This is a genomic window from Streptomyces sp. NBC_00726, from assembly GCF_045161735.1.
Classification (GTDB): domain Bacteria; phylum Actinomycetota; class Actinomycetes; order Streptomycetales; family Streptomycetaceae; genus Streptomyces.
In genome coordinates this window covers 2725516-2749179 of sequence record NZ_CP108983.1, presented here as the reverse complement: position 1 = coordinate 2749179, position 23664 = coordinate 2725516, and the positions used below count along the sequence as shown (strand labels likewise).

22 protein-coding genes are annotated in these 23664 nt (G+C 71.7%); 13 read left to right on the top strand and 9 right to left on the bottom strand.

Going from position 1 to position 23664, the window contains the following annotated elements; all coding sequences use genetic code 11:
* Position 1: 1 nt before the first annotated feature.
* The gene (locus OG338_RS12135; RefSeq protein ID WP_405937349.1) at positions 2–832 is read left to right on the top strand and encodes a hypothetical protein; all 831 of its coding nucleotides are present in this window, start codon (positions 2–4) and stop codon (positions 830–832) included.
* A 3-nt stretch (positions 833–835) separates the two neighbouring features.
* Here the strand turns inward: OG338_RS12135 and OG338_RS12130 are convergent, their stop codons facing one another.
* Positions 836–1567: a siderophore-interacting protein gene (locus OG338_RS12130; protein ID WP_405937348.1), complete on the bottom strand. Its 732-nt coding sequence runs from the start codon at positions 1565–1567 to the stop codon at positions 836–838.
* A gap of 157 nt (positions 1568–1724) precedes the next feature.
* On the opposite strand from OG338_RS12130, the gene OG338_RS12125 reads away from it, so the two are divergent.
* A complete protein-coding gene (locus OG338_RS12125; protein ID WP_405937347.1) occupies positions 1725–2555 on the top strand; it encodes a TIGR03619 family F420-dependent LLM class oxidoreductase in 831 nt (276 codons plus the stop codon).
* Positions 2556–2669: 114 nt separating this feature from the next.
* Here OG338_RS12125 and OG338_RS12120 read toward each other — a convergent pair whose 3' ends face one another.
* Both OG338_RS12120 and OG338_RS12115 read right to left on the bottom strand, forming a co-directional pair.
* Positions 2670–3257: an HD family hydrolase gene (locus OG338_RS12120; RefSeq protein WP_405937346.1), complete on the bottom strand. Its 588-nt coding sequence runs from the start codon at positions 3255–3257 to the stop codon at positions 2670–2672.
* A gap of 20 nt (positions 3258–3277) precedes the next feature.
* On the bottom strand, positions 3278–4276 hold the full coding sequence (locus OG338_RS12115) for an XRE family transcriptional regulator (protein ID WP_405937345.1): 999 nt from the start codon (positions 4274–4276) through the stop codon (positions 3278–3280).
* 218 nt (positions 4277–4494) lie between these two features.
* On the opposite strand from OG338_RS12115, the gene tgmA reads away from it, so the two are divergent.
* From tgmA to OG338_RS12095, 4 genes are all read left to right on the top strand, one after another.
* Positions 4495–4749 carry a putative ATP-grasp-modified RiPP gene (tgmA, locus tag OG338_RS12110; RefSeq protein ID WP_405937344.1) on the top strand — a complete coding sequence of 85 codons (255 nt, stop codon included), beginning with the start codon at positions 4495–4497 and terminating at the stop codon, positions 4747–4749.
* Between the two features lie 3 nt (positions 4750–4752).
* Positions 4753–5727 (top strand): ATP-grasp ribosomal peptide maturase, encoded by a 975-nt coding sequence (gene tgmB, locus OG338_RS12105; protein WP_405937343.1) that lies wholly within the window; start codon positions 4753–4755, stop codon positions 5725–5727.
* Positions 5708–6910: an ATP-grasp peptide maturase system methyltransferase gene (gene tgmC, locus OG338_RS12100; protein ID WP_405937342.1), complete on the top strand. Its 1203-nt coding sequence runs from the start codon at positions 5708–5710 to the stop codon at positions 6908–6910. The genes tgmB and tgmC overlap by 20 nt, the downstream gene beginning before the upstream one ends.
* Before the next feature lie 87 nt (positions 6911–6997).
* On the top strand, positions 6998–7594 hold the full coding sequence (locus tag OG338_RS12095; RefSeq protein ID WP_405937341.1) for a hypothetical protein: 597 nt from the start codon (positions 6998–7000) through the stop codon (positions 7592–7594).
* Between the two features lie 24 nt (positions 7595–7618).
* On the opposite strand, the gene OG338_RS12090 is transcribed toward OG338_RS12095, so the two are convergent.
* Positions 7619–8098 (bottom strand): hypothetical protein, encoded by a 480-nt coding sequence (locus OG338_RS12090; protein ID WP_405937340.1) that lies wholly within the window; start codon positions 8096–8098, stop codon positions 7619–7621.
* Between the two features lie 201 nt (positions 8099–8299).
* On the opposite strand from OG338_RS12090, the gene OG338_RS12085 reads away from it, so the two are divergent.
* Both OG338_RS12085 and OG338_RS12080 read left to right on the top strand, forming a co-directional pair.
* Positions 8300–8758 carry a hypothetical protein gene (locus OG338_RS12085; protein WP_405937339.1) on the top strand — a complete coding sequence of 153 codons (459 nt, stop codon included), beginning with the start codon at positions 8300–8302 and terminating at the stop codon, positions 8756–8758.
* A 179-nt stretch (positions 8759–8937) separates the two neighbouring features.
* Positions 8938–9561, top strand: coding sequence for a DUF4333 domain-containing protein (locus OG338_RS12080; protein WP_405940395.1), 624 nt, complete (start codon positions 8938–8940; stop codon positions 9559–9561).
* A gap of 147 nt (positions 9562–9708) precedes the next feature.
* On the opposite strand, the gene OG338_RS12075 is transcribed toward OG338_RS12080, so the two are convergent.
* On the bottom strand, positions 9709–9954 hold the full coding sequence (locus OG338_RS12075) for a DUF397 domain-containing protein (RefSeq protein WP_405937338.1): 246 nt from the start codon (positions 9952–9954) through the stop codon (positions 9709–9711).
* Positions 9951–10817, bottom strand: coding sequence for a Scr1 family TA system antitoxin-like transcriptional regulator (locus tag OG338_RS12070; RefSeq protein ID WP_405937337.1), 867 nt, complete (start codon positions 10815–10817; stop codon positions 9951–9953). Before OG338_RS12070 ends, OG338_RS12075 begins: the two co-directional genes overlap by 4 nt.
* Before the next feature lie 133 nt (positions 10818–10950).
* Between OG338_RS12070 and OG338_RS12065 the strand changes: the two genes are divergently transcribed.
* On the top strand, positions 10951–11370 hold the full coding sequence (locus OG338_RS12065; protein ID WP_405937336.1) for an ATP-binding protein: 420 nt from the start codon (positions 10951–10953) through the stop codon (positions 11368–11370).
* Here OG338_RS12065 and OG338_RS12060 read toward each other — a convergent pair.
* Together OG338_RS12060 and helR are read right to left on the bottom strand one after the other, a co-directional pair.
* Positions 11367–12791, bottom strand: coding sequence for an ATP-binding protein (locus tag OG338_RS12060; protein WP_405937335.1), 1425 nt, complete (start codon positions 12789–12791; stop codon positions 11367–11369). The two genes, OG338_RS12065 and OG338_RS12060, sit on opposite strands and share 4 nt — an antisense overlap.
* 128 nt (positions 12792–12919) lie before the next feature.
* Positions 12920–15085 carry an RNA polymerase recycling motor ATPase HelR gene (gene helR, locus OG338_RS12055; RefSeq protein ID WP_405940394.1) on the bottom strand — a complete coding sequence of 722 codons (2166 nt, stop codon included), beginning with the start codon at positions 15083–15085 and terminating at the stop codon, positions 12920–12922.
* Between the two features lie 259 nt (positions 15086–15344).
* Here helR and OG338_RS12050 point away from each other — a divergent pair, with 259 nt between their 5' ends.
* The 4 genes from OG338_RS12050 to OG338_RS12035 all read left to right on the top strand — a co-directional run bounded on the left by OG338_RS12050 (position 15345) and on the right by OG338_RS12035 (position 21808).
* The gene (locus OG338_RS12050; RefSeq protein WP_405937334.1) at positions 15345–16688 is read left to right on the top strand and encodes a protein kinase domain-containing protein; all 1344 of its coding nucleotides are present in this window, start codon (positions 15345–15347) and stop codon (positions 16686–16688) included.
* 36 nt (positions 16689–16724) lie between these two features.
* Positions 16725–19307 (top strand): bifunctional FO biosynthesis protein CofGH, encoded by a 2583-nt coding sequence (locus OG338_RS12045; RefSeq protein ID WP_405937333.1) that lies wholly within the window; start codon positions 16725–16727, stop codon positions 19305–19307.
* A gap of 5 nt (positions 19308–19312) precedes the next feature.
* On the top strand, positions 19313–20596 hold the full coding sequence (locus OG338_RS12040) for a S8 family serine peptidase (RefSeq protein WP_405937332.1): 1284 nt from the start codon (positions 19313–19315) through the stop codon (positions 20594–20596).
* A 174-nt stretch (positions 20597–20770) separates the two neighbouring features.
* Entirely contained in the window at positions 20771–21808 is a 1038-nt protein-coding gene (locus OG338_RS12035) for an ADP-ribosylglycohydrolase family protein (RefSeq protein WP_405937331.1), read from the top strand.
* Here OG338_RS12035 and OG338_RS12030 read toward each other — a convergent pair.
* Positions 21796–23364 (bottom strand): sodium:solute symporter family protein, encoded by a 1569-nt coding sequence (locus tag OG338_RS12030; RefSeq protein WP_405937330.1) that lies wholly within the window; start codon positions 23362–23364, stop codon positions 21796–21798. The two genes, OG338_RS12035 and OG338_RS12030, sit on opposite strands and share 13 nt — an antisense overlap.
* Positions 23365–23664 lie beyond the last annotated feature (300 nt).

The window sequence follows — 23664 nt, the reverse complement described above, 5'->3', positions numbered from 1 at the left end:
CATGCGAAGACACGTGCTGTGGAGCACGGTGGCCGCGATGGCGGCCATGACCGTGCTCGGCACGACGGCGGCCAACGCCGAGGGGCGGGGGGACATCCGGGTCACCAAGGGGGTGACCAACAATGGCAAGAACGTGATCGTCGGGATCAGTAAAACGGTGACGTTCCCGGTCAGGGTGACGCTCAAGGACGACTCGGGGGTCGAGGGCCTGAGCCGGATCGACGTCGGCAACGCGACTTCCACCGCGAACGCGCCGGTGGAGAGGGACAGCACGACGTGCAGGAAGCTGAGCGCCACCACGTCGGAGTGCACGGCGATGATGAGACTCGTACCGGCGTACTTCCCCGACTACAGCGACAGGAACGCGAACGACGCGGCCGGCGGCTGGTGCGCCTACGGCATCGCGAACGCGCGTGACGACGACTACTGGATCTTCGACTGCGTCGCCCCGTTCCACCTCAAGCGCGCCGCGACCCTGACGGCGGCCGCGGCCGGCCCCGGCCCGCTCGGCGGGAGCAAGCAGGTCAAGGTCACCGGCACGCTGAGCCGGGCCGACTGGGAGGCGCTGAAGTACCGGGGGTACGCCGGTCAGCGCGTCCAGCTCCAGTTCCGGAAGGCGGGCGCGAGCGCGTACAAGACCGTGAAGACGGTCAGCACGAACGGCTCGGGCCGGCTTTCCGCGACCGTGACCGCGAGCGGTTCGGGCAGCTGGCGCTGGTTCTACCCCGGCACGTCCACCACCGCGCAGATCGCCTCGGCCGGTGCGGCCGTGTCGCTGGGCCCGGCGACGATGAGCGGCCCGTACATCATGCACGCGGCCACGCGGGGCTGACGCTCAGCCCGCACGCCAGTAACCCAGGGCGTGCACCCGCTCCTTGGGGACGGCCAGGTCCTTGCGCACGTACGCCGACAAGGCCCTGGTCGTCGCCGTGTCGCAGGCGATCCAGACGTACGCGCCCGAGGCGTCCTCGCCGAGCACGCCCGGCAGCCCGGACTTCACCGCGTCGATGAGCGCCGCGCCCCGGTCGTGGCGGGCGACCCGGTGCAGCGTGTGGCGGTCGGCGTCCAGGCGCAGCGGCGGCGTGTCGGCCGTGCCGGGCGCCTCCTCGTACCAGAGGGTCGCGGGGGTGCCCGGCAGCGCGTCCAGCAGGGAGTTCATCGCGGGCAGGGACGCCGGGTCGCCGATCACGACGAGCCGGCTGGGGGCCGGTTCGGGGAGCGAGAAGCCGGTGCCCTGGAGGGTGGCGTCGATCGTGTCACCGGGCCGGGCGGCCAGGGCCCAGTCGGTGGCCGGGCCCTCGTGCAGCGCGAACTCCAGCGTGAACGAGCCGGCTTCGGGGTCCGGGTCGACCAGGGTGTACGCGCGCTGATGCGGTTTGCCGGACCGGTCGAACCAGAGCCTGACCCACATCGTGGGGTGCGCCCCGCCGGTCGCGGCGAGCAGCCCGCCGTCGGTGACCGCGACGCGCCGGAAGCCGTCGGCGGGTTCCTCGACCGCGGTGACGGTGAAGGTGAAGTCGCGCCCGCGCATGAGCTTGAGGACGACGCCCTCCCAGCCGTGCCCCATGATTCCGCTCCCCTGCGTTCGTAGCGTAATTTAGGTGAGCCTAACCTAAGTGGACGGGGTTTGGGGAGGCCGGAGCCGCCCCTTCGCACCCCCGACCGCATACGTTGGAGGGCACGGGACGACAGCGTCACGGGACAACGACGGAGGGTGCCTTCGTATGCGGATCGCCACCACGATCTTCCTCACCGACGAGACGATCACTCCGGTGCGGCTGGCGCGCCAGCTCGAACAGCGCGGGTTCGCCGGGCTGTATCTGCCCGAGCACACCCACATCCCGGTGAGCCGGGACACCCCCTACCCGGCGGGCGGCGAGCTGCCCCGCGAGTACGGGCGCACCCTGGACCCCTTCGTCGCCCTCGCCCAGGCCGCGGCGGTGACCGAGCGGCTGGCCCTGGGCACCGGCATCACCCTGATCGCCCAGCACGACCCCATCGACCTGGCCAAGCGGATCGCCACCCTGGACCACCTCTCCGCCGGCCGCTTCACCCTGGGCATCGGCTACGGCTGGAACGTCGAGGAGGCCGCCGACCACGGTGTCGACTGGCCGGTCCGCCGCCGTCTCGGCCGCGAACGGCTGGCCCTGATGCAGGCGCTGTGGGCGCCGGAACCCACGCCGTACGAGGGCGAGTTCGGCTCGGTACGCGCCAGCCACGCGTACCCCAAGCCGCACCGCCCACAGGGCCCCCGCACCCTGATCGGCGGCGCCGCCGGCCCCAGGCTCTTCGCCCACATCGCGGAGTTCGCCGACGGCTGGCTCCCCATCGGCGGCAGCGGCCTCACCGAGTCCCTGCCCCGCCTCCGCACCGCGTGGGCCGCCGCCGGCCGCGACCCGAAGGCCCTCCACGTGGTCCCGTACGCGATCCTCCCGTCCCCCGGCAAACTGACCCGCTTCGCGGACCTGGGCATCGAGGAGATCGTCCTCCAACTCCCCCCGGCCCCGGAACCGGAGGTCCTGCGGACGCTGGACGCGTATGCGGCGTACCTCTGACTCAGCCCTTCCGGGCAGCGCCGCCCCGGCCGTTGCCCGGCCTCGTCGTCGGACTGGTGGAGGCGGTCGAACTCGGCCGCAGTAGTACGTGGACGCTGTCGCGCGCGGTGGAACTCAGCGGATGTACGTCTGCTGCCACTCGATCGATGTCATCGTGAGCGCGGCTTCGGCGAGGGTCTGGGCGGAGGCGGTCTTGAGCTTGGCGATGCTGCTGTCGATCCAGGGCTGAACGTTCGAGCAGCCCTGTTCGCGGTACTCGACGGCCTGGATCAGGCATTCGAGCTTGTCGGCGTCGTGTGCGCAGACGACTTCGAGGGAATCGCCGTTCTCGTACTCCTCGACGATCCGCTGCGCGCCGCTCTTCACGGCAGGGTGCGCTGCGGAGAGCTGATCGGCGGTGACCTTCTCGTTGCCGGCGGCTTCGAGGTAGCGACGGCCGATGTGCGGGATGTCGCTGACGCGGGTTTCCTGCGTGTCGTGCCACAGCCCGAGGAGGGCCGTCTTCGCCGGGTCGGCACCCTCCATCATGGCGAGCACGGACCCGATGAGCGCGACCCGGAAGCTGTGCTCCGCGATGGTCTCCGGGTCCTTCACCCCGGCGATCCACCAGCCGGAGCGCTTGGCGCGCTTGAGCATCCCCATCTCCAGCAGAAAACCTGCGGTGCCCTTTGCCTGCTCCTGCTCCTGCTCCGTGTCCGCCATGAAGTGCGCCCTCCGATGTGTCACGTGCGGTTCTCGCGTAGAACGTAATGCACTGAACTGAGCTCCCGCCTCGCTCGCGGGGAGATCCCGTTGTGATCGAGGAGCCGGGCGGTGTGTGCGGTCAGGCTTTCCGCCAGGGCGGTGTCTGCCAGGGGTAACCAGGGGCTGGTGACCAGAAGGGCCCACAGCGAATGGACGTACAGGTCCATGTACGCCGGAGCCTGGTGGAGGCCGGTGGCGAGCCCGCGCAGGAGCCGCACCGGCTCCCGGTTGGTGGCGCCGTGCCGCATGAAGCCGTCGTCCGGCTGGGGCTCCCGGATCGCACCGAGCCAGTAGGCCCAGTAGTTGAGGTTGGCGGCCTCGGCGGAGTCGTCGCCCGCCAGGCCCCTCTCGATGAAGTCGAGCAGCGGCTGACGATCGCCGAGCCTCACCAGTGCGGCGGCTGTCGACCGTGCGGTCGCCCAGCGTGGTGACCAGCCGCGGGCGGAGGTCAGATCGCGGCGGCTGTGCAGAGCGTGCGCCATCCACGATGTCGCCTCGGGTGTTCGGTCGTAGGAGCAGAGGTAGAGGGCCTGGCGGTGGAGCAGCAGCCCGTCGTCTCCTGCGCGCAATGCGGATTCGGCGGTTTCCCGGAGGCGGGCGAAGAACGCACTGCGGTCGGGAACGGGCAGGAGCGGGGCCTTGACGACAGGACCCCGGCGCTCCCTCGCCGCACCGTCCGCGAGGGAGGGCGGAACGGTTCCGTTCAGCGCCCAGGCGATCATGTGGGCCGTGTCGCGGGTGTGCACCCAGCTCGCGAGCGGGTGGTGGGCGTCGGCCGCCGGGCGGATCGTCGCGGCGACGACGCGGTCCGCGTCCATCGCGGGGTCGAGGAGATGCAGGACGTGAGGCTCGGCGCCCAGCGCGAGTAATCGGCGTCGGATCTCAAGAAGCGCTCCGGCCTTCATGTTGGCGAGCGGTCGTCGTCCCGTTTCCCACCCCTGCCAGGTGGTCAGATCGACGCCCATCGCTTCGGCCATGCCCGTCTGTGTGCGGACGGGCGTGCCCTCCCGGGCCAGACGCAGAACGAAGCCGGCGATCATGCCCGCTGTCGCTCGTCCGCGTGCAGCGCCTGCCACGGCCATGCCGCCCTCCCCGTGCCGCCGGTCATCAAACCCGTACCCGCAGTCAGTCCTACTCCATACACGGCGCCCGTAGCTTCTGATTCGGCAAGAGCCACCGTGATGAGGAGGTCAGGATGTCCACCGCAGTTGAGATCGGCGTGCGCCCCTGGGGGGCCGGCCGGCTTGCCCCCTATCCGACCGCCACGCACCGCCCCCATGCGTCGGTCGTGCTCGACCCGGGTACCCAACTCGGCGTCTACACCGACCACGTCGGCACCGTGATCGAGATGGGCAAGCACGGCACCAGCAAGGGCACCGAGACGAACACGGTCACGAACAGTGACTCCCAGAACGACCAGGGCCACGACCAAGACTCCCAGCAGGACTGACGGGTGACCGACGAGAGGCCGGTGCTCGTGGTCACCGAGACGGACGATCTCACCGCCGACATGGTGATCACCGAGCTGAACCGGCGAGACGTGCCGGTGACCAGGTTCAACCCCAGCGACATAGGGGCGGACCTGACGGTCTCCGCGCGGTTCGGAAGCTCCCCGGCCCCGGTGGCCGGGGAGCTTCGTACCCCGTCGCGGACCGTCGACCTGGCCCAGGTCCGGTCGGTGTACTGGCGCCGCCCGGTGTGGCCCTCCTTCGAGCGGCTGGCCGACGACGACGCGCGGTTCGCTGCCGCCCAGGTCCGCTACGGGCTCGGCGGAACCCTGTACGCGCTCGACGGGCCGCTCTGGGTCAATCACCCGCTGCGCAACGCGGCGGCCGACTACAAGCCCGCCCAGCTCGGCATCGCCCAGCGCCTCGGGCTCAGAGTGCCCCCGACCCTGATCACGAACGATCCGGACGAGGCGAGGGCCTTCATCAGGGGCCACGAACAGGTGCTCTTCAAAACGCTCCGGTGGACGCCCTACAGGCGGGACAGCGTTTCCGTCACCGGGTGGGCCGACCTGGTGACGGAAACGGAGATCGACGAGAGTGTGGTCGTGGCGCCGCACCTGTTCCAGGCAGTGGTGGACAAGGTGGCCGACCTCCGCGTCCTGATCGTGGGACGTGCGGTGTTCGCCGTACGGATCGACTCCGGGATGCTGGACTGGCGCAAGGACTACTCCGCCCTGTCCTACCGGGTGGTGGACCTGCCCGACCGTCTGGAGAAGGCGCTCCTCACCTGCCTGGATCACTTCGGACTGGTCTCGGGGAGCTTCGACATCGCCGTGGACAAGGCCGGCGATCCCTGGTGGCTGGAGCTGAACCCCAACGGACAGTGGGGCTGGCTGGAGGAACCCACCGGGCTCGCGATGTCCGTCGCATTCGCTGAACTGCTGAGGCAAGGAGTCACCCATGACCGACACCGCCGATGAGCGCCGCGCCCTCGCTGCCCGGCTGGCGAAGGCCGGTGTCCTCTTCAGCCCGCGCTGGCGGGCGGCTGTGGAGGCCGTGCCACGCGAACTGTTCCTGGAACCCGGTGTGTTCCTGCCGGTGGAGGGCGCCCGATGGCTCCCCGTGACGTCGGTGGGCTGCGACCCGGCGGAGTGGGCGCGGATCGCCTGCCGCGACGAGTCCCTGACCACCCAGCTGGACGGGCACCTCACCGCCGACCGGGCCTGCGGCCTCGTGTCCGGCTCCCCGACCTCCTCGTCCACCACCCCGTTCACCGTGGTGGACATGCTGGAGAAGCTGGAGGTGGAGGACGGACATCAGGTGCTGGAGATCGGTACGGGGACCGGGTACTCGTCCGCCCTCATGTGTTTCCGCCTCGGGGAGGACAACGTCACCACCGTGGAGGTGGACCCGGACGTCGCGGCCCGCGCCGACGCCGCCCTGGAGTCTGCCGGGTACTCGACCTGGACCGTCACCGGTGACGGACTCCTCGGCCACCCGCGCCGCGCCCCGTACGATCGCGTCATCGCCACCTGCGCGGTGCGGCGCATTCCGTACACCTGGATCAGGCAGACCAAGCCGGGCGGCATCGTCCTCGCGACGGTCGGCGGGGCATGGCACTACGGGACGGGGCTGGCGAAGGTCGTGGTCGCCGGCGACGGTACCGCCGAAGGCGGGATCATCGGCCGCAGCTCGTTCATGCAGGCCCGTTCCCAGGCGGAGGTACCCGTCGACGGAGACCTGTCCGCCCGGACGGCCTACCCCGACAGCGAGCGCGAGACCGAGGTGTCCCCGCTGCTGCTCGAAAAGTGGATGCCGGCCTTCCTGGCCCAACTCGCCGCGCCGGGCGCGCGCTTCACCCGTGCCACGACACCGGAGGGCGACCGGCTGCTGTACCTCTTCGACCCCGACCGGGAGTCCTTTGCCTCGTTCACCGAGCGCGAGGGCACCTGGACGGTGCGCCAGGGTGGTCCCGTGGCCCTGTGGGACGCGGTCGAGCACGCCCTCGCCACATGGTGGGACGCGGACTGCCCCGGCATCACGGAGGTGCGGCTCCGCGTCACGCGGGAGGCCCACACCTACTGGATCGACGGACACCCGGAGCTTCGCTGGCGGCACCGCCTCCTGTCAGCCGGCACGCAAGGTCTGCGGGCGCACGCCTGAGGCGGGGGCGGGCTCGGCCGGTTCCTTGGAGTGTCCGACCCCGCTGTTACGTTGACACGAGGATCTGGCTTCGACCTTGGAGAGCCCGTGGACACCACCTACGAAGAACGGCTCGTCGCGTTTGGCCGGGAGCGGCTGGACGGGCGGGCGGTGCCGGATGATCTGCGGGTGTTGTTGGTGGCGGAGTGGGAAGGGCGGGAGGACTTCGCCGATCTGCTCGGGCTCGAATTCTTCGAGCCGGGGGAGCTGCATCCGTTTCTCGACACCGGATATCTGAGCGCCGAGGAGCTGGCGGACCCGGAGATGCAGGCCGTCAACGCGGGGGCCGCGCGGATGGTGGAGTACGTGAAGCTCGTCGCCAAGGGAGGTAAGGGTTGGGTCGGGTACTGGGCGCATCCGGATGAGCCGGGCTGGCGGCCGGTCGAGCTGGACACGGAGTTCACGCTCTGGCCGATGACCGGGTCCACCCTGACGGAGGCCGTCGCCTTCGAGCAGTCCGCGTATCAGGACGAGCCGGACGAGCGCGTGGCATTCGGGCAGCTGGCCGCCGAACTGGCCGCGCTGGGGCTGCCGTTGAGCACGGCGGACTACGACGCGCTGGAGGACGGCGAGTACGTGGTGGACCCGGAGAAGCTGATGAGGGCCCTGACGGAGGCGGAGCGGGGCGCGCGCGGGCTGGGGTGAGGGGGGCCTAGCCGGGGGCTCGGTTCATCCCCGCCGCGTCCGCCCCCGGTACACCCCCCAGCCGACCCCCGCGCCGCCGATGATCACCCCGCTCACGCCCGTGGCCACGACGCTGCCCGAGTGGGCGATCCAGCGGTTGCCGATGGGGGAGTGCGAGGCCGTCACCCGGGCTGGGTCGTGGTGGCCGTCGTGGTGGACGAACATCAGCTCCGTGCGCTGTGGCCGTGTCGGACCGCTCAGGTCGTCCACCCCGCGCAGTCCGTCCAGTTCCGCCTTGCGGCGGGCGGCCTCGTTGGCGGCGGACTGGGCCGGGGTCTCGCCGCGGCAGTGCCATACGGTTCCGCCCTTGACGGAGACGGAGTCGCAGTCGATCGCGCCGAAGGTCTCCGTCGCCACCCCGAAGGCCCCCGTTCCGACGGCGATGATGCCGACGCCCACCGCCCCGACGACCAGCCCGCTCACGACGAGCGCGATTCCGGTGGTACTTCTGCGATCCCACCGCATGCTGTTTCCCCCGTCCCGTTGGTGAGTTCATCGTACGGACGGGGTCTGCGCCGGCCTTACGGTCTGCGCGCTACGCAGACGTACTCGCGGCCCGGACGGTCGAGCGTTGATCACGATGTGATCACTAGTTCTTCGCAAGTTCCCCACATCTTGTTGAAAGGAATACGGTCACCCCACTCGACGAGACATATGGGGGACTCCATGCCCAAGGTGCTGAGCCGGCGCACGCAGATGTGGGTCGGTGGGATAGCCCTGATCGCCTTTGGGGCGGTTGGCTGTTCGGATTCCGGGAAGGGCGGCGACGCGGCGGCGAGCGTCAAGCCCGCGCCCACGGTCACCGTGACCGTCACGGCCACGGCGACCGAGACCGCGAAGCCCGAGCCGGCGCCCACGGTGACCGAGACGAAGACCGTGAAGGTGCCCGGGCCGACCGTCACGACGACGGTCACCAAGGCCGCCTCCTCCGGGTCCGGCGGCGGGTCGTCCAGCGGGGGCACCAGGACCACGAGCACCTGCTCCATCCGTTCCAACGCCGGGAACTGCTACAGCGCCGGGCAGTTCTGCCGGAACAGCGACCACGGGGCCGTGACCACGAACGCGTCGGGGACGCGCATCAAGTGCGCCTACAGCGGGAACGCGTGGCGTTGGTCGTACGCCTGAGGGGTGGGCGCCACCCGGCCCCGGGGCGTGGATGACGTCAGCGGCTCCGACGCGGGCTGATCGTCCGGGGGCTGGTCGGCTCGGGCGGGTGTTCGGACCCCGGTGGTAGCTTGGCGGCCGATTGTTGCCGTGTACATCGAGGCTTGGGGGACCCCATGAAGCAGTCCGTACGGAGTCGGATGGTGGCCGGAGCGGCGGCCGGGACGCTCGTCATGCTCTTCGCGTCGGGCTGTTCGTTCAGCATCGGCGGCGACAAGGTCGTCAAGAAGGACGAGGTCGCCAAGCAGGCGTCCGCCGGGCTGAAGAAGGAGGTCGGTCGCGCCCCCGAGGACGTGACCTGCGAGGACGACCTGAAGGCCAAGGTCGGCGAGTCCGTCCGCTGCACCCTCACCGACGGCGGCAAGAAGCTCGGCATGACCGTCACCGTGCGGTCCGTCGACGGCGACGACGTGAACATGGACTACAAGGTGGACGAGTCCGCCGGTGCCGGCAGCGGTGCCTCGGCCGACCCCCAGCCCAGCGACTCCGCCCAGCCGTCCGACGCGGCGGGCGCCGACGGCGCCTCCGGCTCCGTGCCCAGGGCCGAGGTCGCCCGCCAGGGCAAGGCCGCCCTCGCCGCCCAGGTCGGCAAGCAGCCCGACGCCTTCTCCTGCCCCGAGGACCTGCCCGCGAAGGCCGGCGCCACGATCCGCTGCCAACTGGCCGACGGCGGTACGCAGTACGGAGTGACGGTCACCGCGAAGTCGGTTGTCGGCGGCAAGGTCAACATGGACTTCAAGGTGGACGAGACGCCGGGCGGCTGAGGGGCCGGGCGGGCCCGGTAGTCGGTGAGAGCCCGGGCCTCCTCCGGAGCGATGTGTTCCTGCTGGCCGTCGCTCATGCGCGAAGTGTGCCAGCCCGAGGCGCCGGGCGGACGGCGAGCGCCCGGGTGGGGCTCGCCGTCCGGCTTTTCAGCCCTGCCGTGCGTACGTGACGAACGTGGACCAGGCCGTGGGGGCGACGTCGAAGTGGGGGCCGGGGGCGTTCTTCGAGTCGCGGACGTGGATCGCGGACGCGCAGGTCGCGACCTCAATGCAGTTGCCGCCTTCGCCGCCGCTGTAGCTGGACTTGCGCCAGTCGTAGGCGACCTCGATGCATGCGCCGCCCTCGCCGCCGCTGTAGCTGCTCTTGAACCAGTGCAGTTGCTCAGTGCTCATCGGTCTCTCCACATTTTTTCGATCAAGGTCAGGGACTCCCTCGGGGTGAGTGCCTGCGCCCGCATGATCCCATGGCGTTCGCTCACCACGCGGACTTCGTCAGGGTCGGTGATGAGGCGTGCGTGCCCCTGCACTTCGGTGTACGCAACTTCCTTGCGGCCCTTGGGTGTCAGCAGGATGAACGCCCCGTCCAGGTTCGGGTGTTCCTCGGTCGCGGTGGGCAGCACCTGGAGTTCCACGTTGCGCATGCGGCCAATGTCCAGGAGCTTCTTCAGCTGGTCGGTGTGGACGGTGGGGCCGCCGATCGGCCGCTGCAGTACGACCTCTTCGAGCACGAAGCTGAACGTTGGCAGGGGCCACTGTTCGAAGATGTGCTGGCGCGCCATGCGGTCGGTAACGCGCTTCTCGATCGTCTCCTCGTCCAGCAACGGGCGCCGCCGTGCGAACAGCGCTCGCGCGTACCCCTCGGTCTGGAGCAGCCCGGGAACTGCCTGGTTGCTGTAGTCGTGGAGGGCTACAGCCTCCGCTTCCATGCGCGCATAGTCCCGGAACCACCCCGGGTGCCGTGTCCGCGCCCGCGCCAGCGCCTCCCGCACCTCCTCCGCCGCTGCCGACAGGAATCCCCCCGTATTCAACGCCCGGTCCGCCAGGGCCAGGAACTCCACCTGTGGGGTGCGAACGCCCCGTTCGATCGCGGAGACCAGGTCCTCGCCGCAATGGACCAGCGACGCAAGCTCCTTCTGGCTCATCCCCGCGCGTTCGCGCAGGAACTTCAGCTGGCGGCCCAGCGCCCTGAACAGGTGCGCGGTGCCGTCCGATTCGGCCGGGCGCTCCGGCCGTTCCTCACGTTGCGTGTTCGTCATCTGCCCCGTACCGCCTTCGCTCGTCCGGTCACGGCCGACGCCCCGTACAGCCGGTCGGGCAGGCCCGTACAGCTTTGTGGAGTCGTGTGGTCACTCCTGGTCAGCGTAGGAGGAGACGGACACGCTGGGTTGCATGAACGCCGAAATCACCCTTGTGGGTAACGACTTCGTCCAGCGCCTCAGCGCCACCCGGCGCGGCGCCCGCCTCGCCCGACGGCTCGCCGTGCAGCAACTCCACGACTGGGGCGTGGCGTACGGGAGTCAGTTGTCCGACGACGTGGCGGTCGTCGTGGCCGAGCTGGCCGCCAACGCGGTGCTGCACGGGCACGTCACCGGCCGGGACTTCGAGCTGCGGATGCTCCCCGAGGCGGACGGCATCCGCGTCGAGGTCTCGGACGCACGGGGCGAGCGACGCCCGGAGCTGCGCACGGGCGGACCGGCCGCCGAGGGCGGGCACGGGCTGCGCCTGGTCGAGGCGCTGGCGGCGGAGTGGGGCGTCGCGGAGCGGATCGTCGGCAAGACGGTGTGGGCGCGGGTGACTCCGGGGACCTAGGTCCAGGCGTCGTGGAGGTCCACGGGCGTGAGCGCGGGGACGTCGGCGGTGCAGCCGCTGCGGGTGACGGCGAGCAAGGGGGTGGTGTCGTCGGCGCCCGGCAGCTGGGAGCGGTGGGTGACGAGGCGGGCGAGGTCGCGGTTGTCGAACGGCTTCTTCTCCAGCCACTTGACCGAACCCACGAGGGTGACCTTCTTGGCGATGGGGGCGCGGTCGGCGCCGACGATGTCGATCTCCGGGTCGTTGGTGCGGGTCCAGTAGCCGCCGATGGCATCGGTGCCGGCGGGCAGCTGCCCGCCGTCGGAGCCGATGCGCCACAGCGCTTCGCGGATGACGGGCTCGATGGCCCTGCCCCGCCAGGACGTCCAGTTGGTGCGGATGGTGTCGAGGACGCGGTCGCCCCGGCCGCGTTCGATCGCGGGGATGCCCGGGCCGATGAAGGAGAGCCAGAAGCGCAGGTAAGGGTCGTCGATGCGATAGCGGGTCTCCCGGCTGGGTTTGGTGGAGAGCGGGAGCTCTGCGGCGACCATGCCGCGAGAGGAGAGAAGCTCAAGCGAGCGGGACACCGAGCTCGGGTTGAGGGCCCCGGCGGCTCTGCCGATCAGGGTGAAGGTGCGCTCGCCGTGACCGATGGCGCCCAGGACGGTGCGCGCCTGCGCCTCGACGGGGAACTCGGCCGCCAGCGACCGCTCGCCGCTGACCAGCAGGGCGGACGTCGGTCTGCGCAGGGCCAGTTCGAGGTACTCCCACAGCCCGGCGCCCTGTGGCCACTCCTCCAGGATGAGCGGGAGGCCGCCGGACACCAGATAGGCGTCGAAGGCGTCGGCAGGCGGCAGATCGAGCATCGAGGCGACTTCGGCGGGATTCAACGGCGGTACGACCATTTCGGTCCCACGCTGGTAGAAGGGCCGTCCGTAGGTGTTGAGCTGTTCCATCATCGCGATGTCGGAGCCGATGAGGACGAGCAGCACGGGCAGTTTCGACAGCGTCCGGTCGAACGCCTTCTGGAGCGCTCCCTCGAAGCTCGGGTCCTCGCGCACGAGGTAGGGCATCTCATCGAGGACCACCACGCTGGGCGAGTCGGTGGGCAGCGCGGAGGCGAGCATGGTCAGTGCGGCGTCCCAGGTGAGAGGGGCGGCGAAATCGCTGAACCGCGCCACGTCAGGAAGCGGGGAAGCGGCCACCTCGGCGGCGAAACCTGCCAGGTCCTCCTCGCGGGAGCCACCGACAGCTGTGAAGAACACATGCGGCAGGCCCGCCTGCTCCAGGAACTCCTCCACCAGGCGCGACTTCCCCACCCGGCGGCGCCCGCGGATCAGAACGGCCCGCCCCGGACGCCCGCTGCGCCCGCCGTCCTTGACGGGACGCAGCAGGTCTTCCAGAAGGCTGAGTTCGGTGCGGCGTCCGATGAATCCGTTCACGGCAGTCCACCTCCATGGCATGCGCCCTGATACTTGCATTCAAGATACTCTCATGAATGCAAGTATCGGCCGGATGCGGAGAGTGGCCGAGTCCAAGGGTGAACACCGAGGCGCCGGAGCGCGCCCCCTCACACCCCCGCCAGCACCACCAGCTCCCGCGTGGCCCGGGTCATCGCCACATACCGGTCCACCGCCCCGCCGGCCCCCGACCCGAAGTGCTCCGGATCGACCAGGACCACGAGGTCGAACTCCAGGCCCTTCGACAGGGCCGGGGTCAGGGCGCGGACGCGGGGCGACGGCGGGCGGAAGGACGAGGGGGCGCCGATGACGCACGCCGTGCCCTCGGGGTGGGTGGTCAGCCAGGTGTCGAGGACCGTGGGGAGGTCCGTGAGCGGGCCCCGGCGCACCGGGATGCCGCTGCTGCGGATGGAGACCGGGACGTTGGCGTTCGGCAGGGCGGCCCGGATCACCGGCTCGGCGGCGGCCATGATCTCCTCCGGGGTGCGGTAGTTGACGGTCAGCGCGGAGAGCGTGATCCGGTCCAGGCCGACCCGTTCCAGGCGGTCCCGCCACGACTCCAGGAAGCCGTTCCGGGCCTGCGCGCGGTCCCCGACGATTGTGAAGCTGCGCGAGGGGCAGCGCTGGATCAGCATCTGCCACTCCGCGTCGGTCAGCTCCTGCGCCTCGTCCACCACCACATGGGCGAACGGGCCCGCCAACGCGTCCGGTTCGGCGGCGGACAGCGCGTCCGGGTCGAGCAGCGTGTCCTGGAGGTCCCGGCCGCGCAGCATCCCCACCGCGCCCTGGCTCTCGTCGATCTCCGCGTTCTCCAGGAGGCTGTCGATCGCCTCGGCCCGGCGGGCCCGCTCGGCGGCGGCCGTCGCCTCGTCACGGCGCCTGCGGCGCGCCGCGTCCGGGTCCCCGAGCCGCAGCCGGGCCGCGTCCAGGACCGGCAGGTCGGACACCGTCCAGGCCCGGGGCTCGGACCGCTGGAGCCGGGCCGCCTCCTCCCGCGTGAGCCAGGGCGCGCACGTCCGCAGATACGCCGGTACGGACCACAGGTCGCCGACCAGGTCCGCCGCGTCCAGCAGGGGCCACGCCCGGTCGAAGGCCGCCAGCAGCTCGCGGTCGCGCGACAGCGCCCGGCGGACCAGGTGCTCCGGGACCTCCTCGTCCTGCCGGTCCGCGTGCTTGTCGGCCAGGATCGTCAGGATCTCCTCCAGGACCGCGTCGCGCGCCTCGTTGTGCGGGACGCCCGGCGCCGACTCGAAGGCCACGGCCCACTCGGCGGCGGTCAGCCGGACGTCCGCCCAGGGCGTCGTCACGGTCAGGCCCTCGGACGGCGGCTCCTCGTAGAACGCCACGGCCGCCTCGACCGCCCGCACCAGCTCCGCCGACGCCTTCAGCCGGGCGGCCTCCGGATCGGCCTCGGGCCCGGCCGCCGCGCCCTCCGGGACGAGGTCGCGCAGCGTGCACGTACGCACCCCGTCCTCGCCGAGGCCCGGCAGCACATCGGCGACGTACCCCAGATACGGCTGGTGCGGGCCGACGAAGAGGACGCCGCCGCGCCGGTGCCCGAGCCGCGGGTCCGCGTACAGCAGGTACGCGGCGCGGTGCAGGGCCACGACCGTCTTGCCGGTGCCCGGGCCGCCGTCCACGACCAGCGCGCCGCGCGAACCGGCCCGGACGATCGCGTCCTGGTCCGCCTGGATGGTGCCCAGCACGTCCCGCATCCGGGCCGACCTGTTGGTGCCCAGGCTCGCGATGAACGCCGACTGGTCGTCCAGCGCGGCGTGTCCGGCGAAGGCGTCCGGGGCGAACACCTCGTCCCAGTAGTCGCCGACCCGGCCGCCCGTCCACCGGTAGCGGCGGCGGCTCGCCAGGCCCATCGGATTGCCGTGCGTCGCCCCGAAGAACGGCTCGGCGGCCGGGGAGCGCCAGTCCGTCAGCAGCCGGCGGCCGTCGCGGTCCGTGAGACCGAGCCGTCCCACGTACACCGGCTCGGAGCCGTCCGCACCGGCCATGTGGCCGAGGCACAGGTCCAGGCCGAAGCGGCGCAGGGTGCGCAGCCGGGCGGTCAGCCGGTGGATCTCGGCGTCCCGGTCCAGGCCCTGCCGGCCCAGCCCGCCAGGGGCGCGGCGGGCGGCGTCGAGGGCGGCGGCCAGTTCGGCTACGGTCTCCTCCAGGCAGCGTGCGATCGCCGCGAAGTGGCGCTCGTCCCCGGCGATCAGGTCCGGGTCCGCCTTGGCCTCGGCGCGGTCGCCGGTCAGCGCGAAGGCGCTCGTGGCGTGCATCGGTTCGGGCACTGCGCAAAACTCCCAAATGCCGCAGGTGGCTGGTTCAGATCAGCGATTGTGCGGGACGAGGGGGGCCTTGCGGCAAGGCCCCCCTTGCGCTATACGTTGAGAGTGGCCGGAGGTGGCAGTCCTTTCCTGGCCGGCCGGTGAACACCCCGGCACCCCTCTCATCCCGCCCCACCCCGCCCGCCGTGCCGTGTATTGGCAGGCACACGGCATACTGGGCCGCCGGATCACCGGGGGGAGCGCCGAGCGGATGGCGTACGGAACGGACGGGGCGGAGCTGCCCGAGAAGATCGGCGGATACGCCGTGGAGCGGGAGCTCGGCGCCGGTGGCATGGGCGTCGTCTATCTGGCGCGGTCCCGGGGCGGGCGCGCCGTCGCCGTGAAGGTCGCACGGTCCGAGCTCGCCACCGACGCGCACTTCCGCGAGCGGTTCCGGGCCGAGGTCGAGGCGGCCCGGAGCGTCGGCGGCTTCCACACGGCGCCGGTGGTCGACGCGGACCCCGACGCGGCCGCGCCCTGGCTGGCGACGGCCTACATCCCCGGCCCCACGCTCTCCGCCCTCGTGGAGGCGGAGGGCCCGATGGGCGAGGCACGGCTACGGCAGCTGGGCGCCGCGCTCGCCGAGGCGCTGGCCGCCATCCACCGCTGCGGGCTCGTCCACCGCGACCTCAAGCCGGGCAACATCATCATGGCGGCGGACGGCCCCCGCGTCCTCGACTTCGGCATCGCCCGGGCCCTGGAATCGACCCGGCTCACCGCGACCGGAATGGCCTTCGGCACGCCCGGCTTCCTCGCCCCCGAACAGGCCCAGGGCCTCGAAGTCGGCGCCCCCGCCGACGTCTTCGCCCTCGGCGCCGTGCTCGTCGCGGCGGCGGGCGGCAGCGCGTTCGGCGCCGGGACGCCCATGGGGATGATGTACCGCTCGGTGCACGAGGCGCCCGACCTGGGCGCGGTGCCGGCAGGGGTACGGGACGTGGTGGCGGCCTGCCTGGCGAAGGAGCCGGGCGAGCGGCCCGCGCCGGAGGCGCTGCTGGACCTGTTCGCGCCGGGGGGCCCGGCGTACGTGCCGACCATGCCGGTGCCGGCGCGGCAGCCCGGCCGTCCGGCCGATGCGACGCCGGCGCAGCACCCCCTTCAGCCCGCGCCCCCCGCCTACCCGCCGAACTCCCCGTCCCCGTACCCCCCGGTCGCCGCCTCCCCCTACGGCCCGTCCCCGTACACCCCCTCGCCCTATCCGCCCGCCGCCGCGATCCCCAACAACCCCTACGCGCAGGGGCCGGCCGCGGGCGGGGCGTGGCGGCAGGCGCCCGCCGAGCCCGTCACCGACATCGGGTTCGTCGGGGTGGGCACCGACAGCTCGCTGGTGATCGACGCACTCGGGATCGAGTTCCAGGCGGACAACGGCCTTGAGCTGCAATTCGGGTGGGCCGAGATCGGGCGGATCGAATACGCGGTGCGGGGGCCCAAGCTGCTCGTGGTCACCGTGCGGCTGCGCGCGGGGGCCGTGCACACCTGGACGCTGGCCGCCCGCAACCGGTCCCGCCTGCGGCATTGGACGCAGGATCTGCCGCTGATCCTGGAGTACTACGCGTAACGGGGGCGCCGGCTACCCGCTCGTATGCTCGGAGGCATGACCGATGCCCAGAGCGGACCCCCCACCACCAACTCGACGCGGCGCGCGCTCAAGCGGGCGCGGGACGGAGTGGCACTCGACCGGGCGGAGGCCGCCGTGCTGCTTCAAGCGCGCGGCGACGACCTGACGGATCTCGCGGCCTCGGCCGCCCGGGTGCGGGACGCGGGCCTCGCGGCGGCGGGGCGGCCGGGGGTGATCACGTACTCCCGCAAGGTGTTCATCCCGCTGACCCGGCTGTGCCGCGACAAGTGCCACTACTGCACGTTCGTCACCGTGCCGGGGAAGCTCCGCCGGGCCGGGCACGGCATGTTCCTGTCGCCCGACGAGGTGCTGGCCATCGCCCGCGAGGGGGCCGCGACGGGCTGCAAGGAGGCGCTGTTCACGCTCGGGGACCGGCCGGAGGACCGCTGGCCGGAGGCGCGCGAGTGGCTGGCGGCGGAGGGGTACGACGACACGCTCGCGTACGTACGTGCCATGGCGATCCGGGTCCTTGAGGAGACGGGCTTGCTGCCGCACCTCAACCCGGGGGTGATGAGCTGGACGGACCTTCAGCGGCTGAAGCCCGTCGCGCCGTCCATGGGCATGATGCTGGAGACGACCGCGACCCGCCTGTGGTCCGAGCCCGGCGGCCCGCATTACGGCTCCCCGGACAAGGAACCGGCCGTGCGGCTGCGGGTGTTGGAGGACGCGGGCCGGTCCAACGTGCCGTTCACCACGGGCATCCTGATCGGCATCGGCGAGTCGTACGAGGAGCGCGCGGACTCCCTCTTCGAGCTGCGCCGGACCGCCCGGGCCTATCACGGCATCCAGGAGGTCATCGTCCAGAACTTCCGGGCCAAGCCGGACACCGCGATGCGCGGGATGCCGGACGCCGAGCTGGAGGAGCTGGCTGCCGCGATCGCCGTCGCCCGGCACCTCCTCGGTCCGTCCGCCCGCATCCAGGCCCCGCCGAATCTGGCCGACGCGGAGTACGCGCTCCTCATCGGCGCGGGCATCGACGACTGGGGCGGGGTGTCTCCGCTGACCCCCGACCATGTGAACCCCGAGCGCCCGTGGCCGCACATCGACGAACTCGCCGCCCGCACCGCCGAGTCGGGCTTCCAGCTGCGTGAACGCCTCACCATCTACCCGGAGTTCATCCAGCGCGGCGAACCCTGGCTGGACCCGCGCCTGCTGCCGCACGTCCGGGCTCTGGCCGACCCGGAGACCGGGCTCGCCCGGGAGGGCGCGATGCCCGAGGGGCTGCCCTGGCAGGAGCCGGACGAGGGGTTCAACGCCTCCGGCCGCACCGACCTGCACCGCACCATCGACACGGAGGGCCGCACCGGCGACCGCCGCGACGACTTCGACGTGGTGTACGGGGACTGGGAGGCGCTGCGCGAGGCGGCGGCGCCCGGGCTGGTGCCCTCCCGGATCGACGGGGACGTGCGCGCGGCGCTGAGCCGGGCCGCCGACGACCCGACGAAGCTCACCGACGACCAGGCGCTCGCCCTGCTGCACGCGGACGGCCCGGCCCTGGACGAGCTGTGCCGGATCGCGGACGCGCTGCGGCGGGACGTGGTCGGCGACGACGTCACGTACATCGTCACGCGCAACATCAACTTCACCAACGTCTGCTACACCGGCTGCCGCTTCTGCGCCTTCGCCCAGCGCCGCACCGACGCCGACGCGTACACCCTCTCGCTCGGCCAGGTCGCGGACCGGGCCGCGCAGGCGTGGGACGTGGGCGCGGTCGAGGTCTGCATGCAGGGCGGCATCCACCCGGACCTGCCCGGCACGGCCTACTTCGACATCGCCCGGGCCGTGAAGGAACGCGTCCCCGGCATCCACGTCCACGCGTTCTCGCCGATGGAGGTCGTCAACGGGGCGACCCGTACGGGGATGTCCATCCGGGACTGGCTGACCGCCGCGAAGGAGGCCGGGCTCGGCTCGATCCCGGGCACCGCCGCCGAGATCCTGGACGACGAGGTCCGCTGGGTCCTCACCAAGGGCAAGCTGCCCACGGCGACCTGGCTGGAGGTCATCAGGACCGCCCACGAGGTGGGCCTGCGCTCCTCCTCGACCATGATGTACGGCCATGTCGACCAGCCCCGCCACTGGCTGGGCCACCTGCGCACCCTGGCCGCGCTCCAGCGGGAGACCGGCGGCTTCACGGAGTTCGTGACGCTGCCCTTCATCCACACCAACGCCCCGGTCTACCTCGCCGGAATCGCCCGCCCCGGCCCCACCGACCGCGACAACAGGGCCGTCACCGCGATGGCCCGCCTCCTCCTGCACCCCCACATCACCAACATCCAGACCAGCTGGGTCAAGCTCGGCACGGAGGGCGCCGCGGAAATGCTCCGCTCCGGCGCGAACGACCTGGGCGGCACGCTGATGGAGGAGACCATCTCCCGTATGGCCGGGTCGAGTTATGGTTCCTACCGCTCGGTCCGCGACCTGGAGGCCATCGCGGAACTCGCCGGCCGCCCGGCGAAGCCGCGTACGACGCTCTACGGGGAGGTCCCGGCGGAACGCGTGGCGGCGGCGGGCGCTTCGGACGGGCAGCTGCCGGAGCTGCTGCCGGTGCTGGGGGAGTGAGGGGCGTGGGCATAGCGGGACGGCGGGGACGGGTGCCGGCGGTCGTGGCGGCGCTGGGGGCCCTGCTCCTCCTCGGCGGCGCCGTCGCCCCGGCCGCGACGGCGGAGACCATGCGCGAGCGCGAGTGGTATCTGGACCGGATGCGGGCCCCGGCGATGTGGAAGCTCAGCACCGGCAAGGGGATCACCGTCGCCCTGCTCGACACCGGAGTGATCCCGACCGTCCCGGAACTGACGGGGAAGGTGCTCAAGGGCAAGAACTTCATGGAGCCCGAGCGCGGCGCGGACAAGGACGCGAACGGGCACGGCACCGCGATGGCCATGCTGATCGCGGGCAACGGAGCGAACGGCCAGGGCGTGAAGGGCCTCGCCCCCGACGCGCGGATTCTTCCGCTGACCGTCTGGGGCACGACCAAGGAGGCGGGCTTCAGGCGCGTCGACGCGCTGGTCGACGCCCTTCGGTACGCCGCCGACAGCGAAGCCCGGATCATCGACATAAGGGTGTCCTTCCCCACCTACATCGACGACGACGAGCGGGACTCGCTCAAGGAGGCCGTGGACTACGCCATCGGGCGCGGAAAGCTGCTCCTGACGGACACCGGCGACACGGCCGAGGACGGAAACGACGTCACCTACCCCGCCGCGATCCCCGGCGTCGTGGGCGTGGGCGCCGTCGACAAGACCGGCACGGTGACGAAGTTCTCCGCGTACGGGCCCCAGGTGGCTCTGGCCGCTCCGGGCGCCGACATCCCGATCCGCTGCCTGGAGGGCAAGCCGGGCTACTGCCGCGGCCAGGGCACCGGCCAGGCCGCCGCCATCGCCTCCGCGTCCGCCGCGCTCATCTGGTCCCTGCACCCCGACTGGACCGGCAACCAGGTGCTGCGGGTCCTGATGAACACGGCGGCCCGCCCCAGCACGGGCACCGTCCCCAGCCGCTACCTCGGCTACGGCACGGTCCGCCCCCGCCTCGCCGTCCTCGAAGACCCCGGTGACCCGGGCCCGGCCGACGTGAACCCCCTCATCGCGGCCCACGAGGCCACCACCCCGTCCGTGTCCCCGTCCCCGTCCGCCCCCACCCCGTCCGCGAACCCGTCGGGACGGTCGTTTCCGGATGCCACCCCGATACCGGTGGAGGACGCCGGTCAGGGCCCCGGGAACACAGCCGTCCGGATCGTCACCGGAACGGTCGCGGCCGCCGCGGTGGCCCTCGGAGCGGTCCTCCTCGCCCGCCGGAGAAAGCGCCCGGCCCGGATCACCGAATACGGCGTCGACTACACGAGAGAGCGTTAGCCGGGCGCGGCGATCATCGCCCCGGGGTCCGTGCGCCGCAGCGGGATTCCTCGCGCCTCGGAGCCGTACAAAACGCTCTGTCCCTCAGCGGCCCGCACCCGTTCGATTACAGTGCTGCGCAGTTACCGCACAGTCGCACAGGGGATCGAAGACACGGCATACGGGAGTGGCGCGGTGAGTACAGGGATCGTGGCCGTCTGGGGGCGGGCCGAGCAGCAGGACTTCCGCAGCCGGGTACGTGGCACGCTCCTCGGCGGGGCCATCGGGGACGCGCTCGGGGCGCGGGGCGCGTCCGGGACGGTCACCGCCGCCACCCAGCTCACCCTGTTCACCGTCGACGGGCTGATCCGCGCCCAGGTCCGCCGCGACACCGGCGCCTGGCACCCGCCCACCGACGTGCACCGCGCCCATCTGCGCTGGGCGGCGACACAGCGCGACTGGGGGCCCGACGAGCGGCGCGAGGACAACGGCTGGCTCGCCGGGCAGGAATGGCTTTACGAGCGCCGCGAACCCACCCGGGAATGTCTGAACGGCCTCGGCGACGACATCATGGGGACCCTGGACCGGCCCAAGCACCCGGCCGCGCGGGACGCCGCCGCCGTCACGCGGTCCGCGCCGTTCGGGCTGCTCGTGGGCTGGGAGCCGCAGTTGGTGTTCCAGCTCGCCGTGGAGTGCGCGGCGCACACCCACGGGCACCCCGTCGCGCTGCTCGCCACCGGCGCGTTCGCGGTCGTCGTGCACGGGCTGGCGCGCGGCGAGACCCTGGACGGCTCCGTGCGGCACGCGCTGGGGCTGCTCGCGGACCGGCCGGGCCACGAACCCGTCAGCGAGGCGCTGAGCCGGGCCCTCGGTGCCGTGCGCCAGGGCGTTCCGGGGCCGGCGCTCATCGAGTCCCTGGGCGTCACGGACTCCGCCGACGAGGTGCTGGCGGTCGCGGTGTACTGCGCGCTCGTCGGGGAGGACGTGCGGCACGGGCTGCGGCTCGCGGTGGACCACGGGGGCCCGGGCGCCGCGACCGGGGCGCTGTGCGGGGCGCTGCTGGGCGCGATGCACGGGGAGACCGCGCTGCCCCCGGACCGGCTGGCCGGGCTGGAGGGGCGGGCCACCCTCCTCGAAATCGCCGACGACTTCGCCATGGAGATGACCCAGGGGCCTGCCCTGCACAGCCCGGCCACCGCGGCCCCGGGCTGGCTGGCCCGCTACCCGCGCTGATCCGTGGGCGCGCCCTCGGCGGCGGCCTGGGCCGGGCCGGCCTGGGCGGGCAGTCCGGGCCCGTCGCCGTCCGTGTTGATCCGCTCGATCAGCGCATCGCGTTCCGGGGTGTCCTCCGGGCGTACGAGGCCGATCACCACGTACAGCACCAGCGAGACCGCCAGCGGCAGCGCCACCTGGTACTGGAGCGCGACCCCTTCCTTCACCGAGCCGTCCAGGTCGTAGTTGGTGAAGTAGAACGCCAGCAGCCCCGCCGCCCAGCTGACGAGCGCCGCCGTCGGCCCCGACTTACGGAAGCGGCGCAGCAGCCCCAGCATGAACGGGATCGCGATCGGGCCCATCAGCCCGGCGACCCACTTGATGACGACGGAGATGATGTCCTTGAACGTCGGCGAGTTGATCTGCGTCGCCAGCGCCATGGACAGCGCGAGGAAGCCCAGCGTGGACAGCCGCGCGGCCAGCAGTCCGGCCCGGCCGCTCCACTCGCGGGCGGCTTTGGAGAAGACCGGGGCGATGTCCCGGGTGAAGACGGCGGAGATCGCGTTGGCGTCGGAGGAGCACATGGCCATCGTGTGCGAGAAGAACCCGACGACGACCAGGCCCAGCAGCCCGTGCGGCAGCAGCTGTTCGGTCATCAGCGCATAGCTGTCGGAGGCGTCCGGCTTCTCGGCGTGCACCAGCAGCGGGGCGCACCACATCGGGAAGAACAGGACCGTCGGCCACACCAGCCACAGGATGGCGGAGAGCCGCGCCGAACGGGTCGCGGATGCGGCGGAGTCGGTGGCCATGTAGCGCTGGGCCTGATTCCACATGCCGCCGTTGTACTCGAAGGTCTTGATGAACAGGTACGCCAGCAGGAACGTCACGGTGTACGGTCCGGCCGTCGGGTCCGCGTGGCCCTCGGGCAGCTTGTCCCAGACCGTCCACAGGGTGCTGAAGCCGTCCAGCTCGTGCATCGCGGTGACGAGCATCGCGAGCCCGGCCAGCAACTGGATGACGAACTGGCCCAGTTCGGTGAGCGCGTCGGCCCACAGGCCGCCGACCGTGCAGTAGACGGCCGTGATGATGCCGGTGATGAAGATGCCCTGGGTGAGGGTGATCCCGGTGAACACGGACAACAGGGTCGCGATGGCCGCCCACTTGGCGCCCACGTCCACGATCTTCAGCAACAGCCCGGACCAGGCGAGCGCCTGCTGGGTGGGCACGTTGTAGCGGTTCTTGAGGTATTCCAGCGGGGACGCCACGTACAGCCGTGAGCGCAGCCGGTTGAGCCGGGGCGCGAACAGCTTCGCACCGATGCCGATACCGATCGCGATCGGCAGCGACCAGGTCACGAAGGACGTGACGCCGTACTGGTACGCGATGCCGGCGTAGCCCGTGAACATCACGGCGCTGTACCCCGACATGTGGTGCGAGATGCCGGACAGCCACCAGGGCATCCGGCCGCCCGCCGTGAAGAAGTCGCTGACGTTGTCGACACGCTTGTGGGACCAGAGCCCGATCGCGATCATCACGCCGAAGTAGCCGATGAGCACGACCCAGTCGAGACTGTTCATATGTCCCCTCCCGGGGTCCGCCTTGTGAACGGGATGCGCACTTCGCCAGTACGGCCGCTCAGCGGCGCCCCGTGCGGGAGCGGGGACTTCGGGGATTGAACCGCCTGTGCGGTGCCCCGGTCAAGGACTCTTCCGGTCATAGATGTGAACACAGATCAGCAAGAGGAACGATTTTACTCGTTCTTGACCCACGGGAGCGTTGTTGCGCACATGACGGTGGCCGCACGATGAGCGGGCGCTTCGCCAGGCTGTGAGCGCAGGAAAGCACGAAGAAGACCGCACGGGATGCGGGTCCCGTGC